Genomic DNA, 14396 nt, shown 5'->3' on the forward strand with positions numbered 1-14396 from the left:
TCCCCCATCCCCCGACGCTCGGGCGAGTGTAACCGAACAACTTGTTCACGCAACCGTGACCAGTTGGCAAAACGGCATGCCAGACACGGGCTTGGCGGCGTACAATAAGCCGCATTCTAGATGCGCCCGGGCTTGGTTTTTCACCGATTCGCCCGCACTTTGAGCGCAAAGGTGAGCCCATGTCCGTCTTGACCATCCTCGAATTTCCCGACCCCCGCCTGCGCACCAGGGCCGAGCCCGTGCGCGTTTTCGACGCCGAACTCAAGCAGTTCGTGGCCGACATGTTCGAGACCATGTACGCCGCCAACGGCGTGGGCCTGGCCGCGACCCAGGTCAACGTGCATCAGCAGGTGCTGGTGGCCGACATGAGCGAGGAGCGCGACCAGCCGCTGGTGCTGATCAATGCGCAGATCCTGTCCAAGGATGGCGACCAGGTCTATCAGGAAGGCTGCCTGTCCTTCCCGGGCATCTATGCCGACGTCACCCGCGCCCTCAAGGTAAAGGTGAAGGCCAACGACGTGGATGGCAACGAGGTCGTGATGGACTTCGAGGGCCCGCTCGCCGTGTGCATCCAGCACGAGATGGACCATCTGGCCGGCAAGGTCTTCGTCGACTACCTGTCCCCGCTGAAGCGTTCCATGCTGCTCAAGCGCCTGGAAAAGCAGCGCAAGCAGGCGGCCAGCGCTTGAAGCTCCGCGTCGTTTTCGCGGGCACCCCCGAATTTTCCGTACCCTGCCTCGAAGCCTGCCGCGCCAGCGGCGCCGAGGTCGTGGCCGTCTATACCCAGCCGGACCGTCCTGCCGGCCGTGGCCGCAAGCTGACCCCCAGCCCGGTCAAGCAGGCCGCGCTGGCAGCCGGCATCCCGGTCGAGCAGCCTGAATCGCTGAAGTCCGAACTGGCGCGGACCACGCTGGCGTCCTACGCGCCGGACCTGATGGTGGTGGTGGCCTATGGCCTGATCCTGCCGCGCAAGGTGCTGGCGATTCCCCGGCTGGGCTGCTGGAACGTGCACGCCAGCCTGCTGCCGCGCTGGCGCGGCGCGGCGCCGATCCAGCGCGCGATCCTCGCCGGCGATGCCGAGAGCGGGGTCGACCTGATGCAGATGGAAGCGGGCCTGGACACCGGCCCCGTGTTGCTCGAACGCCGCACGCCGATCTCGCGCGAGGACACCGGCGGCTCGCTGCACGACCGCCTCGCCGCGCTTGGCGCAGAGGTGCTCGCCGAAGGGCTGGCCCGGGTGATGGCCGGCGAATCGATGGTGGCGCGTCCGCAGCCGGACGAAGGCGTCACGTACGCCCACAAGCTGGACAAGGCCGAGGCGCGACTGGATTTCAGTCGCCCGGCAATCGAACTGGAGCGCCAGGTGCGCGCGTTTGATCCGTGGCCGGTGGCCGAGGGCGAGGTGGGCGGCGAAACCCTGCGTGTCTGGGCTGCTCGCGCCGTCGATGGCCGCGAGGGCGCGGAGCCCGGCTCGGTGCTTGGCATGAGCCGCGATGGCATCGACATCGCCTGCGGTGAGGGCGCGTTGCGCGTGACAGCGCTTCAGCGCGCCGGCGGCAAGCGCATCACGGCGGCGGATTACTGCAACGCCATAAAGACGCGCGGCGGCTGAGACACCGTCATTCCGGCGAAAGCCGGAATCCAGTGACTTGAACACCCGGCTTGGACCGCAACGCATAATGCGCTGGATAGCAGTTCAAAGCGGTATCGCGACAACCCCACACCAACGCCACTGGATTCCGGCTTTCGCCGGAATGACGGGCGTGAGGCCTGGCGCCTTTACTCTCGCTTCTCACTCCTCTCCACTATTTTCTGCCCCATGACAGACACCCGCGCCCTCGCTGCCCAGGCCCTTGCTGACGTCGCCCTGCGCGGCGCCTCGCTGCGCGACGCGATGGAGCGTTACGCGCCGAAGCTCGCCGATTCTCGCGACCGCGCGCTGCTGATGGCGTTGTTGAGCGACGGAGCGCGCTGGTGGCTGCGTTTCGATCCGGCGCTGGACCGGCTGCTGGACAAGCCGCTGCGCCAGAAGGAGCCGGCCGTGCATGCCCTGCTGGTGCTGGGGCTGGTGCAGCTGGAGATCCTCGAACTACCCGACTACGCCGCCGTGGCCGCCACCGTGCAGGCCACGCGCGCCCTGCAGCGCCCGCGGCTGGCGGGCCTGGTCAATGCCGTGCTTCGCCGTTGGCAGCGTGAGCGCACCGAGCTGCTGGCCGCACTGGATGCCAAGCCGCAGGCCCGCCACGCCCATCCGGCCTGGCTGGCCAAGGCCATCGCGCGTGACTGGCCCGACGAGGCCGATGCGGTGATGGCCGCGGACAACCGCGAACCGCCCCTGATGCTGCGGGTGAACCGGCGTCGCGCCCAACGTGATGCGCTGCTCGAGCGCTTGCGCCTGGACGGCTATACGGCCGAGCCACATGACTGGCTGGAAGACGGCATCGTGCTGCCACACAGCGCCGACGTGACGCGCATGCCGGGCTTCGCCGCCGGTGAGTTCGCCGTGCAGGACGGCGCAGCGCAGATCGCCGCCGACCTGGCCGAAGTCCGCGATGGCCAACGCGTGCTCGACGCCTGCGCCGCCCCCGGTGGCAAGGCCTGCCACCTGCTCGAGCGCGCGGATATCGCCCTGACCGCGCTGGAATTCGACGCCAGGCGCGCCACGCGCATCAGCCAGAATCTCGAACGCCTCGGCCTGTCGGCCCAGATAGCGATCGGCGATGCGGGCGAGCCCAAGGACTGGTGGGACGGCAAGCCGTTCGACCGCATCCTGATCGACGCGCCCTGTTCGGCGACCGGCGTGTTGCGCCGCCGCCCGGACGTGCGCCTGCACCGGCGCGAGAGCGATATCGCGCCATTGGTGGCGCAGCAGCGGCGCATCCTCGCGGCGCTGTGGCCATTGCTGGCGCCGGGTGGCCGGCTGCTCTACATCACCTGCTCGATGCTGCGCGCCGAGAACGAGGCCGTGGTGGGCGAGTGGCTGGCGACGCAGGTGGATGCACGCTCCATCCCTGTCACCTTGCCGGTAGGGCAAGCGGCGACGCATGGCTGGCAGATCCTGCCGGGGGATGGCGATCTGGACGGCATGTACTATGCCGTGATCGAAAAGGCCTGACGCCCACGTAGCTGGCCGCACCCGGGCGGTCGCTTCCCGGCGACGTCCGGTCGGTCGCCGGCGACATCGCCAGCCCACGGAACCCTCGCATGTCCGCTGCTGCTCCCGCCACCGTCCAGGAACGCCGCACGTTCTGGCTGCTGCTCCTGATTGCCGTGGTGGTGATCGGCGCCGGCATCGGCCTGCGCGATCCCTGGCCGTCGGACGAACCGCGTTTCACCCTGGTCGCCAAGCACATGGTGGAGAGCGGCGACTGGCTGTTTCCCCACCGTGGCAGTGAGCTGTATTCGGACAAGCCGCCGATGCTGTTCTGGCTGGAGGCGGCCAGCTACACGGGGCTTGGAAGCTGGCGCATCGCCTTCCTGCTGCCCTCCCTGCTGGCGGCGCTGGGCTGCCTGCTGGCGGTGTATGACCTGGGGAGCCGGCTGTGGAACCGGCAGGTGGGCCTGTACGCGGCCGCGGGGCTGCTGATCACCTTCCAGTTCGTCTACCAGACCAAGCGCGCGCAGATCGACCCGCTGGTGATGTTCTTCCTCACCGCAGGCAACTGGGGATTGCTGGTGCACATGCTGGACGGGCCGAACTGGCGCGCGTACTGGCTGGGCTGCTTCTCCGCCGGACTGGGCGTGATCACCAAGGGCGTGGGTGTGCTCGCGCTGCTGCTGGTGCTGCCCTACCTGGTCGCCGTACTAGGTCGCTGGCAAGGCGTGTCGCGCATGGGCGAGGGCGCCTGGTGGCGATGGCTGCTGGGACCGGTCGCGCTGCTTGTTGCCGTTGCGCTGTGGCTCGTTCCCATGCTGCTCGGCGCCAAAGCGCATGCCGGTGATCCGGCCTACGCGGCCTACGTCAACGACATCCTGTTCCACCAGACCGCGGGCCGCTACGGCAACTCCTGGGATCATCATCATTCGCCGCTGTTCTACGTGCCCATCGTCCTGTTCACCTGGCTGCCGCTGTCGCTGACCTACCCCGGCACACTGCCGCGCTGGTGGCGCGCACTGAAGGCGAAGGACGCGCGCATCCTCCTGCCGCTGAGCTGGATCGTGCTGGTGCTGGTGTTCTTCTCCATCCCCAGGGGCAAGCGCGACGTCTACATCATGCCGGCGCTGCCGATGCTGGCGCTGGTGACGGCGCCTTATCTCGGCGAACTGCTCAGGCAGCGCTGGCTGCGCATCGCCGGACTGGTCTTCATCGGCGTGATGGGCGCGGCGATGCTGCTGGTGGGCGGCGCGGCGCTGATTGCCCATCCGAGGTTCACCACCGAACTGGCGAGCGGGCGTGGTTTCGAGGACGGCGGCCACGCACTGTGGCTGATGATGGTGACCATCGGCGCCAGCCAGCTGCTGGTGGTGGCGGCCCTGCGCGTGCGCCATGCCGTCGCCGCCGTGGCCGCTGGCCTGGCGGTGATGTGGGTGGTGTGGAGCCTTTGGGCCTATCCCATCCTCAATGACTCCAGCTCGGCGGCCGGCGTGATGCAGGAGGTCCGCGAGCACCTCGCGCCCGGTGACCAGCTCGGCATGGTCGCGTGGAAGGAGCAGAACCTGTTGATGCTCGATCACTCCGCGGTCGATTTCGGCTTCACCCGGCCCTGGCGTGACCAATACGCCGCCGCGGTGGCCTGGCAGGCGCAGGACCCGTCGCGTCGCTGGCTGTTCGCCCTCGATCCGGCGCTGGCCCAGTGCGTCGATCGCAGCAAGGCGGTGGCGCTGGGCCACGCCAATCGGCGCGAATGGTGGATGTTCAAGGCCGATGCCGTGATCCCGGGATGCCTGCCGAACGAAGGCGTGGATCGGCTGCCGGCGGCAGCCCAGGACGACTGAGGCTAACCGGCCTGGCGCCCCGCCAGTAACCGCTCGTACACCGCCTCGGTCCGTTCCACGAACAGTGGCAGCCCGAATTCCCGCTCGGCATGCCGCCGTGCCGCCTCGCCCATGGCAGGCAGCGCATCGCGCTCTGCGAGCATGGTCGTCACTGCCGCCGCCATGGCGGCGCGGTCGCGTACGGGTACCAGCCAGCCGTCGACACCCACTTCCAGGTTTTCCGGCAGGCCAGCGTAGTCCGTGAGCAGCACCGGCTTGCCCATCGCCATCATCTCGCGGCAGGCGAAAGAGATCGTCTCGACGTCGTAGGACAGCACGAAGCCGGCGTCGAAGGCGGCCACCAGCGGGCGCGGGTCGGTCAGCACACCGGGAAATACCACCTGACCGGACAGGCCCAGCTCCGCCACGCGCGCCAAGTGCTCCGCCTTGGGCGGCACACCGGCAAGCAGCACACGCACGCGCCGGCGCGTCGGCTCGGGCAGCAACGCGAGCGCCTCGAGCAGGTCCATCCAGCCCTTGTAGCTGGCCGTGCCGGCATTGCTGCCGAGCAGCAGCAGGCTGTCGTCGCCATCGTTCCAGCGGGCACGTTCCGCAGCGACAAGGTCCGCCGGCCAGGGCGACCAGCGATCGATATCCACGCCGTTGTACACGGTGTCCAGCCGGCAACGGCGATAGGCGGTGCGCAGCAGCTCACGGCGGGTGTAGTCGCATACCGCGATCACCTGGTCCGTGTGGCGCGCCCGCAACCACGCGCCCAGGCCACGCACGACTTTGGAATTGTGCTTGGTCCACACCAGCGCCGGCCGCTTCGGCGGCATCGCCGACAGCACCAGCCGGTGGTCAGCCGAGCCGTTGACGTGCACCAGGTCGAAGGCCTGTGTGCGCAGGTATTCGGCCAACTTCGCCCGGGCGCGGCTGCGCGCCTTCCACTTTTTCAGGCCGTTGGGAAACGGCTGGTCGAGCACGAACACGCCGGGCAGCGCGCGGGCCTCGCGATTGAGGCGGCTACCCGGCGGCGCGGCGACGTGCACCTCGTGGCGCGCCGCCAGCGCGGCCGCCAGCTCGCGGATATAGGTGGTGTGTCCACCGCCGTCACCGGTATGGAAGTTGGTGTATAGCAGCTTCATGCGGCGCGGTCGCCGTCGCCCAGCAGATCGACGTGCTGGTTTATGCCTCGCTCGCACCAACGGATGCCCTCGTTGCGCGTGGCGAAGAACAGGCGATTGTTCGGCAGGCTCATGTCGTCCACATCCGGCGGTGACCGTGAGTCATGCCACAGATGCACCGCCAGCGCGCACCACTTGAGCGGACGGCGGCGCAGGCCGGCATTCTCCAGGCGCGCGGCCAGCTCGCGGTCTTCCGCGCCATAGCCTTCCATGCGCTCGTCGAAGCCGTTCACGCGCAGCAGGTCGTCGCGCCAGAAGCTCATGTTGCAGCTCATCACCCGGCCGCCGTTGCGCGAACGCGACTTCCAGCGCGCCAGCCAGGGCGCGCGAAATGCGTACAGCCGCTTGGTGCCGTCAAATTCGTCGAAATTGGCCCGGCACCACGGCGCAAACACCGGCTTGCCGCCCGCCAGCAGACGCTGCGATTCCGCCGGCGTGGCCTTGAGCCGGCCGCCCTGCAGGAAATAACCGCGTTCGGCCAGCATCAGGTGGTCGGCGATGAAGCTCGGATGCACCAGCATGTCGCCGTCGAGCAGGATGATGTAGTCGCCGCGGCTTGAGGCAATGCCACGGTTGCGCGCGCGTGCCGCGCGGAAGCCGTGATCTTCCTGCCACTGGTGGCGCAGCGGCACGGGAAAGGTGGGCGAAATGCGCGCGATCAGCGCCGCCGTGTCCGGCCGCGAACCGTCGTCGGCGATGATCACCTCGTACGGCAGCTCGGTCTGGCGGGCGAGCCCCTCCAGCACGCGCTCCAGCGCGCCGGGCCAGTTGTAGGTGATGACGACGACGGAGACCTTCATGCGGTCTCCTTCCAGCGGCCCAGCGAGAGGCTCAGCGCCAGCGGCAGCCAGGTCAGCAGCCAGCCCGGACGCGGGCTGTCCACCAGATGCGGCTGGTCGAACTGCACCATCACCATGCCGAACACCCACAAACCCACCACCACCTGGCCCAGCGTCGAGTCGCGATGCAGCCAGGCGCGCCAGCCCAGCGCCAGCCAGATACCGCTCCACATCAGCAGGCCCACCAGGCCCAGTTCGACGGCGAGCTGGCTGAACAGGTTGTGGACGTGGGTGTACAGGTCGGGCCCCAGGTAAAAATGGAAGGCGTTGCCCATGCCCCGCCCGCGCAAGGGATGCTGCAGGAACAGCGCCCAGGCCTGCTCGAAGATCTGCGGACGCATCGAGAGGCCGCGCTCCAGCAGCAGCGGCAGGTTGACCACCACCGCGACGCCCGCCACCAGCAAGGCCGCGCCTGCCGAGAACCACGCCCTGCGCCCGCCACGGCAGAGCACCATGGCAAGGAACCCGGCCAGCAGGGCGCCCCAGGCGCTACGCGTATAGGTGAGCAGCACGAACGCGGCGAGCACGGCGATGGCCAGCCACTTGGCGATGCGCAGGGCGCGGGGCTGGATACGCCATGGCCATAGCCAGATCAGCGCCGCGCCCATGGCCGCGGCGGCGAGGTTGGCGTTGTCCATGACGCCGAAGCCGCTGATGCGTCCATCGATTTCCGGATGCAGGAACGACCAGGCGATGGCCACCACGGCCACCACCGCCAGCGCCAGGCTCATGCCCACCAGCAGGCTGCGGATGCGCTCCTGACCCAGCGCGACGCCTTGCTGCCAGGCGATCAGGAAAAACACGATGCTCACGCTGTGGCCGGCCTCGTCGGCCGGGCGCGGCGCGTGGCTCCACGCCAGCGAGAGCAGGCTCCAGCCGAGCAGGGCAAAGGTCCACGGCATCAGTGGCTGTCGCCATAGCTCTCGCCCGCAGGACGGGCGCATCACCAGCAGGATCAGCGCGGGCAGGTAGAGGGTCAGGCCCAGTACGTACTGATAGGCCTTGCCCGGGTTATAGGACGCGCCCGCAGGCATCACCGCCATGCCGACGACCAGCCAGGCCACGCCCGCAAACAACAGCTGACGTACCCAGGGCGCAACGGCGCGGCCGGCCGGCGCATCCATCGCCGGAAGGGCCAGGGAAAACACAGACCTCATGCGTGGGCGGCCTCGTGGGCGCGCAGGTCCGGCGGCGCCTGCATGAAGTCCGGCAGGTGGGCGTCCAGCCCCTGCACGCTGCGCACGCGACCCTCGCTACGGGCCTCGTTGAGCAGGCGGTTGTTGGGCAGGTCCGGATCGCTAGGATCGGGTGGCGCCACGCTGCGGTGCTCCAGGTGCAGGGCCAGCGCGGCGAACTTGATCTGGCTGCGCTTCAACCCGGCGTTGCGCAGGCGCAGGTCCAGTTCCAGGTCTTCGCTGCCGTAACCCTGCATGCGCTCGTCATAGCCGTTCACGCGCACCAGGTCCTCGCGCCAGAAGCTGACGTTGCAGCCCATCGGGTGGCCGCTCGAGCGGGCCTTGAGGCGCGCCAGCAGGGGCAGACGCAGGGTGTGGTGGCGGCGGCCGAAATGGTAGGTGCTGCGGTCATGCTCGGTACGGAAATAAGCGTCAACAAACCAGCCAAAGCGCGGCTCGCCGCCTGCCAGCAGACGCGCCGTTTCCACTTCGGTGGTGCGGATGCGGGTGCCCTGCAGGAAGTGCCCGGGCCGCGCCAGCCGAAGGTGATCGGCCACGAAATGGCGATGCAGGATCATGTCGCCATCCAGCTGGATCAGGTACTCGCCGCGCGCGGCGGCGATGCCCCGGTTGCGGCAGCGCGCCAGCCGGAAGCCATCGTCAGGTTGCCACACATGGCGCAGCGGAACCGGGAAGTCGCGCGCGATATCGCGCAACAGCTGCGCGGTGTCTTCGCGCGATCCGTCGTCGGCGATGATCACCTCGTCTGGCAGGCGGCTCTGTTCCGCCACGCTGCGCAGGACGAGCGCGAGCGCATCCTTCCAGTTGTAGGTGGAGATCATCAGGGAGACGCTGGCGACAGCGGGATTGGACATGGCTTGGTCGATATCTTCGTTTGACCCGCGACAGCCCGCGGCCGGCAAAGCTCAATGAGGCTAATCTCAAGCGCAGTAATGCCGCATAAAGCCGCGGCGGGGGACAGCTACCTACACCAGAATCCTGGCCTCGAAGGCGTGAACGAGTAACGGATGGCGGTCGTACTGGTGGACGATCGGCGCGGCCTGACCATCCTCGTTGAGCAACCGCCCATCGGCCGACAGGGAAAACTGCGATTCGGTCAGGCAGCCCACGGTGGCGATCATGGATTGCAGCGGCTGGCACAGCCGGGTCGGCCCCAATTGGCTGCAATGCAGCAGTTTGTTGTGGAAGGCCTGGTCGTAGATGCGCGTTTTCATCTTCTTGAAGGGGAAGCTCATGGCTTCCTCCAGGATCTGCGCGACATAGGTCTTCACCGAAGCCGCATCGCCCAGGGTCACCCCGGAACACGATATCTGGCAGCCGCCGATCCGCTGCAGCATGGCCTCGCCGTAGGCGTCCATGATCCAGTCGCGGTCGAACGGTTCGGTGGCGATGGTCAGCGTGTCGGTTTCCATGCCCACGTGCAGGCCCGTGCCCAGGTCGCGGAACGGATCGTCCTGGAACACCACGTCACGCACGTCGCTGAGCAGCACGTGGGTATAGCCATCGTGCCTAGCGAGGTAGTCCTGATAGTGGAAGTAGCGTGTCACGTGCGGCATGCCCTGGAAGCGCAGCATGCGGCGCTTCAGGCCCGGGAACGATTCGGCCGGCATCAGCTCGAACAACCGCTTGAAGCAGGAGCGCCAGAGCTTGGCGTATTTGCGGATGCCATCGATGACCACCAGGTCCAGGTCGAGCGCCGGCGCACAGGCGTTGACCATGTCGCGGATCGACGTGCGTTGACCGCTATAGACGAACAACACCAGACGCCCGCGAAAGCCGGTCATGGCCAGGCTCTGCACGAACGGCCGCAGATCCTTGGCGGCATAACCACTGGCCATGCCGAGTATCAGGTTGCCTTGCCCCGCCATTCCTACCCTCCACCCGGTCGCGGCGCATCACGCCCCGACCGGTTTGATCTCTTGTCCACCAGCGCGCCACCGGGTGCTCTGAAGGTCGCGTGCCCGACCCCGTGCCGGCACAACAGAGGCATATTAGCGAAAGGCGCCCCCACGAAGCGTTACCGGGAGCTAACAGTCGCGCCGGGCCTGAGCCGCTCCCACTACAATGGCCGGATGCAGACCTTTCCGCTGACCCTCGTGGTCATCACCTACAACGAGGCCCACAACATCGCACGCTGCCTGGATAGCGTGCCGTTCGCGGCCGAGAAGCTGGTCATCGACAGCGGCAGCACCGACGACACCATCGCCATTGCCCAGGCCCACGGGGCCCGGGTGGTGCACCAGGACTGGCTGGGCTTCGGGGCGCAACGCAATTTCGCCACCACCCAGTGCAGTAATGAGTGGATCCTGGCGCTGGACGCCGACGAATACCTCTCGCCCGAGCTGGCCGCCGAACTGCTGGAGCGGCTGCCCGCGCTGATGGCCAGCGCCAACTGCGCCGTCATCCTGCGCCGCGCCACCGTCTACATGGGCGCGCCGATGCGCTGGTACCTGCCGTCGATGGGCGAGAAGATGGCGCGCCTGTTCCACCGCGACCGCGCCCGCTGGGCCGACGTCCGCGTGCACGAATCGCTGCGCTTCGACGGCCCTTCGGTGACGCTGAAGGCGCGCTTCAACCACGAGAACAACCCGAGCCTGCCGCAGAAGCAGCTCAAGGTGCTGCGCTACGCCGAGCTCAAATGCCGCGACTGGCTGGAGAAGGGCAAGCCGGCGCGCATGTGGCAGACGCCGTTCGTGTTCCTGCTGGCCTTCATCAAGGATTACTTCTTCCGCCTCGCCTTCCTCGACGGCTGGCGCGGCTTCGTGATCGCCCAGACCGCCGCCTCGTATGCGGCCTACAAGCGCATGCGGTACTACGAGATGCGCCGCAACCCGGCTTCGCTGGAAATCGCAGCAGACGCCCTGATCCGCCACGGCATCGATCGATGAGCAAACAGCACTACCTTTTATATGGCTCCGAACGTTACGCGCTGGCCATCCTGCGCCCGGTGCAGGAAGCGATCCGCGCCCGTGGCGACGAGGCCGCGTGGTTCTTCGACGGCCCCGGCGCGGAGGACCTTGTGGAAGGCGAGCGCCTGCTCACCGTGCAGGAGGTGCGCGCGTGGAAACCGCGCGCGGTGATCACTTCCAGCAATGCCGTGCCGCACTTCTTCCCTGGCGTGAAGGTGGAGACCTTCCACGGTTTCGACGCCGGCAAGCCGCGGCACGTCTACGTGCGCGGCTTCTTCGACCTGTACTGCACGACCGGTCCCCGCGATACGGCGAAGTTCAAGGAAATCGCCGACCGCACGGGACACTTTTCGGTGGTGGAAACGGGCTTTCCCAAGCTCGATCCCTTCATGAAGCAGATCACCGGCCCGCTGCCGCCGGTGCGCCAGCCGCCTGTGATCCTCTACCACTCGACCTTTTCGCCCTCATGGAGCGCAGCCGAGACCCTGTACGAGGAAGTGAAGCGCCTCTCACGCGACGGCCGCTGGCGCTGGATCGTCACCTTCCATCCGAAGATGAACCCGGAGACGACGGCCAAGTACAAGGCGCTGCAGAACGAGTACCTGACGTTCGCCGAGAACGACAACATCCTCGAGCTGTTCCCGCAGGTGGACATGATGTGCTCGGATACCTCGTCCGCGCTCAATGAGTTCCTGCTCACCGGCAAGCCGGTGGTGACCTTCAAGAACCGCCGCCCGGGCCCGCAGCTGATCGACATCGACCAGGCGGCGCAGTTCGAGCCGGCGGTCGAGCGCGCGTTGTCGCGCCCGCCGGAGCTGATGCAGGCGATCCGCGAATACGGCGACGCCATCCATCCCTACCGTGACGGGCTGTCGAGCGAACGCATCCTCCAGGCGATCGATGGCTTCATCGCCGCCGGCGGCCGCAACCGGCGCCGCAAACCGTGGAACCTGTGGCGGAAGCTGAAGATCCGCCGACGCATCGGTTACTGGGGTCCGGCCTGACTCTGACAGACGGCGAGCCAGGCGGAGCCCAACGGAGTAACCCTTCTCCCACCGGGAGAAGGCGCCGGCAGGCGGATGAGGGTTCGAGCGAAGCGAAGCGCGAAAGTCCGCGCAAGCCCCGCACCCTCTCCCCAACCCCTCTCCCAGGGGGAGAGGGGCTATCGACGGGCACGGTTCGAATGCGAGCCAGTCCTCCAAACCGCCTTCACCTGCTCGGGATAGAATCGTCTCCAGCTCACTGAGAAGACCGCCGTGGCATCCAGCAGCTACAGCCGCTCCGAACACCTCCGTTCACTCTGGCCATGGTTGCCACTGTGGGCGCTGGTGGCGCTGCTGGCGATCTTCTCGCACGGGCCCATGCCGCTTTACTCCACGCGCACGCTGGCGGTGGCATGGGAGATGTGGAACCACCACCACTGGCTGGTGCCGCACATCAACGGCGTCCCCTACAGCGACAAGGTGCCGCTGCTGTTCTGGATGATCCATGCCGGCTGGGCCGTGTTCGGCGTCAACGACATCTGGCCGCGCGTGCTGGAGGTGATCTTCGGCGGCACCCAGCTGGTGCTGGTGTCGTTGCTGGCGCAGCGGCTTTTCCCCAGCCGCCCATGGGTGGCCAAGGGCGCGCCTTGGATCCTGCTGGCGCTGGGTTATGCCTTCCTGTTCGGCCTGCAGGTCATGTACGAGGTGCTGCTGGCGGTCTGGGTGCTGGCGGCGCTGCTGTGCCTGACGCCGAAGGCGGACCGGGCCGAACCGCGCTGGCTGCTGTTCGGGCTGTGCGTGGGCGCCGGCCTGCTGACCAAGGGACCGGTGATGTTGCTGCACGTGGTCTTCCCCTGGCTGCTGGGCCCGCTGTGGAACGACTGGGCGCGCGAACAGCGCGCCCGCTGGTACGGCCGCGGTGTGCTGGCGCTGTTGCTGGGCGGGGCGATCCTGCTGGCCTGGGCGCTGCCGGCCGGCTTCAGCGGCGGCGAGGCGTATCGCCAGCGGCTGTTCTTCACCCAGACAGCCGGACGGGTGGTCGATGCGTTCGACCATGCCCGCCCGTTCTGGTGGTACCTGCCGATGATTCCGCCGCTGCTGTTCCCGTTCAGCGGCTGGCCGCGCGCCTGGGCGGCGCTGATCACCCTGCGCCGCCCGCTGGATGCGGGCATCCGCTTCACCCTGTGCTGGCTGCTGCCGGTGATGCTGGCGCTCTCCTTCATCAGCGGCAAGCAGCTGTACTACCCGCTGCCCGAGTACGCTGGCGCCGCGTTGCTGATCGCCGGCGCGGTGGCGGTGTTGCGCGAGAAGCGCCCGGAGCTGGACGCCAATCCCTGGCTGGGCACCTGGCCGCTGGGCGTGGGCGGCATCCTGTTCGGCGTGCTCCTGTTTCTGCTGCCCACGCTGGTGGCGAGCAACGTGCTGCGCGGCGAGTGGTTCGACACCACCCAGCAATACAGCCGTTTCTTCAGCGTGCTGTTCGTGCTGCTTGGCGCGCTGCTGCTGCTGCGCGGGCGCGGCGAGATGCGCCGGCTGGCGTTCGCCGGCCTGGTCGGCACGCTGGCGCTCAACACCCTGTTCACCCTCACCATGTGGCAGAACTTCGACCTGCGTCCTTCGGCCCAACTGCTCGGCGCCGCCGACGCCGAGCACCGCGCGATCGCCATCCTGGGCAACTACGAGGGCCAGTTCCATTTCGCCGGCCGCATCCAGAATCCGCTAGAACGGATCAACGAAGGCGCGTCGCTGCAGGCCTTCGCCCAGCAGCACCCGAACGGCCTGGTGGTGGAGCACCCCGAGCAGCTGAGCAGCGAGGCCTTGCGCTACGCCCTGCTGGTGCAGCCGTTCCGGTCGAACTGGGTGGTGATCTGGCCTGCCCAGTCGCTGGCGGACCTGCGCGCCGGCCGCGTGCCGCCGGAACCGGCGCACCCGACCCGCGTCTATCAGGTGGACGAGTGGCGCTTCCGCGCCCTGCAGTGATGAACCAGACCCTGATCGCCAACCTGCGCGCGCAGTGCGGTGGTCCCCGCGACGGGGCGCTGCTGCGCTTCTCGCTGGGCAACGCACTGCTGTCTGCCGGCGATGCCGCTGACGCGGTGTCCGAACTTCGCCAGGCGCTCCGCTTCGACCCGAACTACTCCGCCGCCTGGAAGCTGCTCGGCAAGGCCTGCCTGGCGCAGGACGACAAGGCCGGCGCCACCGAGGCGTGGCGGCAAGGAATCGCCGTGGCGCAGGCGCGGGGGGACAAGCAGGCGGAGAAGGAGATGACCGTGTTCCTGCGGCGGCTCGAGAAACAGGAGTGAGTCGAGAGGAGTGAGAAGTGAGAGAAAGGCAGCCCGGCTCTCTCTCACTTTTCACTCCTCTTCAC

General features: G+C 67.8%; 13 protein-coding genes. 8 read left to right on the top strand and 5 right to left on the bottom strand.

Going from position 1 to position 14396, the window contains the following annotated elements; all coding sequences use genetic code 11:
* Nucleotides 1-179: 179 nt before the first annotated feature.
* The 4 genes from def (at nucleotide 180) to DVT68_RS10835 (ending at nucleotide 4935) form a co-directional block, all read left to right on the top strand.
* Nucleotides 180-689, top strand: a complete 510-nt coding sequence (def, locus tag DVT68_RS10820; protein ID WP_114825066.1) for a peptide deformylase — start codon at nucleotides 180-182, stop codon at nucleotides 687-689.
* On the top strand, nucleotides 686-1612 hold the full coding sequence (gene fmt, locus DVT68_RS10825) for a methionyl-tRNA formyltransferase (protein ID WP_114825067.1): 927 nt from the start codon (nucleotides 686-688) through the stop codon (nucleotides 1610-1612). The genes def and fmt overlap by 4 nt, the downstream gene beginning before the upstream one ends.
* 207 nt (nucleotides 1613-1819) lie before the next feature.
* Nucleotides 1820-3115, top strand: coding sequence for a 16S rRNA (cytosine(967)-C(5))-methyltransferase RsmB (gene rsmB, locus DVT68_RS10830; protein WP_114825068.1), 1296 nt, complete (start codon nucleotides 1820-1822; stop codon nucleotides 3113-3115).
* Nucleotides 3116-3204: 89 nt separating this feature from the next.
* Nucleotides 3205-4935: an ArnT family glycosyltransferase gene (locus tag DVT68_RS10835; protein WP_114825069.1), complete on the top strand. Its 1731-nt coding sequence runs from the start codon at nucleotides 3205-3207 to the stop codon at nucleotides 4933-4935.
* 2 nt (nucleotides 4936-4937) lie between these two features.
* On the opposite strand, the gene DVT68_RS10840 is transcribed toward DVT68_RS10835, so the two are convergent.
* From DVT68_RS10840 to DVT68_RS10860, 5 genes are all read right to left on the bottom strand, one after another.
* Nucleotides 4938-6062 carry a glycosyltransferase family 4 protein gene (locus tag DVT68_RS10840; protein WP_114825070.1) on the bottom strand — a complete coding sequence of 375 codons (1125 nt, stop codon included), beginning with the start codon at nucleotides 6060-6062 and terminating at the stop codon, nucleotides 4938-4940.
* Complete coding sequence (locus DVT68_RS10845) at nucleotides 6059-6901, bottom strand: glycosyltransferase family 2 protein (protein ID WP_114825071.1); 843 nt, start codon at nucleotides 6899-6901, stop codon at nucleotides 6059-6061. The genes DVT68_RS10840 and DVT68_RS10845 overlap by 4 nt, the downstream gene beginning before the upstream one ends.
* Nucleotides 6898-8097 carry an O-antigen ligase family protein gene (locus tag DVT68_RS10850; RefSeq protein WP_114825072.1) on the bottom strand — a complete coding sequence of 400 codons (1200 nt, stop codon included), beginning with the start codon at nucleotides 8095-8097 and terminating at the stop codon, nucleotides 6898-6900. Before DVT68_RS10850 ends, DVT68_RS10845 begins: the two co-directional genes overlap by 4 nt.
* On the bottom strand, nucleotides 8094-8990 hold the full coding sequence (locus DVT68_RS10855; protein ID WP_114825073.1) for a glycosyltransferase family 2 protein: 897 nt from the start codon (nucleotides 8988-8990) through the stop codon (nucleotides 8094-8096). Before DVT68_RS10855 ends, DVT68_RS10850 begins: the two co-directional genes overlap by 4 nt.
* Nucleotides 8991-9101: 111 nt before the next feature.
* Nucleotides 9102-10004, bottom strand: a complete 903-nt coding sequence (locus tag DVT68_RS10860) for a hypothetical protein (RefSeq protein ID WP_114825074.1) — start codon at nucleotides 10002-10004, stop codon at nucleotides 9102-9104.
* A 204-nt stretch (nucleotides 10005-10208) separates the two neighbouring features.
* On the opposite strand from DVT68_RS10860, the gene DVT68_RS10865 reads away from it, so the two are divergent.
* From DVT68_RS10865 to DVT68_RS10880, 4 genes are all read left to right on the top strand, one after another.
* Nucleotides 10209-11024 (top strand): glycosyltransferase family 2 protein, encoded by an 816-nt coding sequence (locus tag DVT68_RS10865; RefSeq protein ID WP_114825075.1) that lies wholly within the window; start codon nucleotides 10209-10211, stop codon nucleotides 11022-11024.
* Nucleotides 11021-12049: a CDP-glycerol glycerophosphotransferase family protein gene (locus DVT68_RS10870; protein WP_114825076.1), complete on the top strand. Its 1029-nt coding sequence runs from the start codon at nucleotides 11021-11023 to the stop codon at nucleotides 12047-12049. The genes DVT68_RS10865 and DVT68_RS10870 overlap by 4 nt, the downstream gene beginning before the upstream one ends.
* A gap of 252 nt (nucleotides 12050-12301) precedes the next feature.
* Complete coding sequence (locus DVT68_RS10875) at nucleotides 12302-14008, top strand: ArnT family glycosyltransferase (protein ID WP_114825077.1); 1707 nt, start codon at nucleotides 12302-12304, stop codon at nucleotides 14006-14008.
* Entirely contained in the window at nucleotides 14008-14331 is a 324-nt protein-coding gene (locus DVT68_RS10880; protein WP_114825078.1) for a tetratricopeptide repeat protein, read from the top strand. Before DVT68_RS10875 ends, DVT68_RS10880 begins: the two co-directional genes overlap by 1 nt.
* The last annotated feature ends 65 nt before the right edge of the window (nucleotides 14332-14396 follow it).

Source organism: Dyella solisilvae (assembly GCF_003351225.1).
Classification (GTDB): Bacteria; Pseudomonadota; Gammaproteobacteria; order Xanthomonadales; family Rhodanobacteraceae; genus Dyella; species Dyella solisilvae.

What these genes read in the sequence shown, in the direction of transcription:
- def (WP_114825066.1), top strand. Translation starts at nt 180, where the DNA reads ATGTCCGTCTTGACCATCCTCGAATTTCCCGACCCCCGCCTGCGCACC.
- rsmB (WP_114825068.1), top strand. Translation starts at nt 1,820, where the DNA reads ATGACAGACACCCGCGCCCTCGCTGCCCAGGCCCTTGCTGACGTCGCC.
- DVT68_RS10835 (WP_114825069.1), top strand. Translation starts at nt 3,205, where the DNA reads ATGTCCGCTGCTGCTCCCGCCACCGTCCAGGAACGCCGCACGTTCTGG.
- DVT68_RS10840 (WP_114825070.1), bottom strand. Translation starts at nt 6,062, where the DNA reads ATGAAGCTGCTATACACCAACTTCCATACCGGTGACGGCGGTGGACAC.
- DVT68_RS10845 (WP_114825071.1), bottom strand. Translation starts at nt 6,901, where the DNA reads ATGAAGGTCTCCGTCGTCGTCATCACCTACAACTGGCCCGGCGCGCTG.
- DVT68_RS10850 (WP_114825072.1), bottom strand. Translation starts at nt 8,097, where the DNA reads ATGAGGTCTGTGTTTTCCCTGGCCCTTCCGGCGATGGATGCGCCGGCC.
- DVT68_RS10855 (WP_114825073.1), bottom strand. Translation starts at nt 8,990, where the DNA reads ATGTCCAATCCCGCTGTCGCCAGCGTCTCCCTGATGATCTCCACCTAC.
- DVT68_RS10860 (WP_114825074.1), bottom strand. Translation starts at nt 10,004, where the DNA reads ATGGCGGGGCAAGGCAACCTGATACTCGGCATGGCCAGTGGTTATGCC.
- DVT68_RS10865 (WP_114825075.1), top strand. Translation starts at nt 10,209, where the DNA reads ATGCAGACCTTTCCGCTGACCCTCGTGGTCATCACCTACAACGAGGCC.
- DVT68_RS10870 (WP_114825076.1), top strand. Translation starts at nt 11,021, where the DNA reads ATGAGCAAACAGCACTACCTTTTATATGGCTCCGAACGTTACGCGCTG.
- DVT68_RS10880 (WP_114825078.1), top strand. Translation starts at nt 14,008, where the DNA reads ATGAACCAGACCCTGATCGCCAACCTGCGCGCGCAGTGCGGTGGTCCC.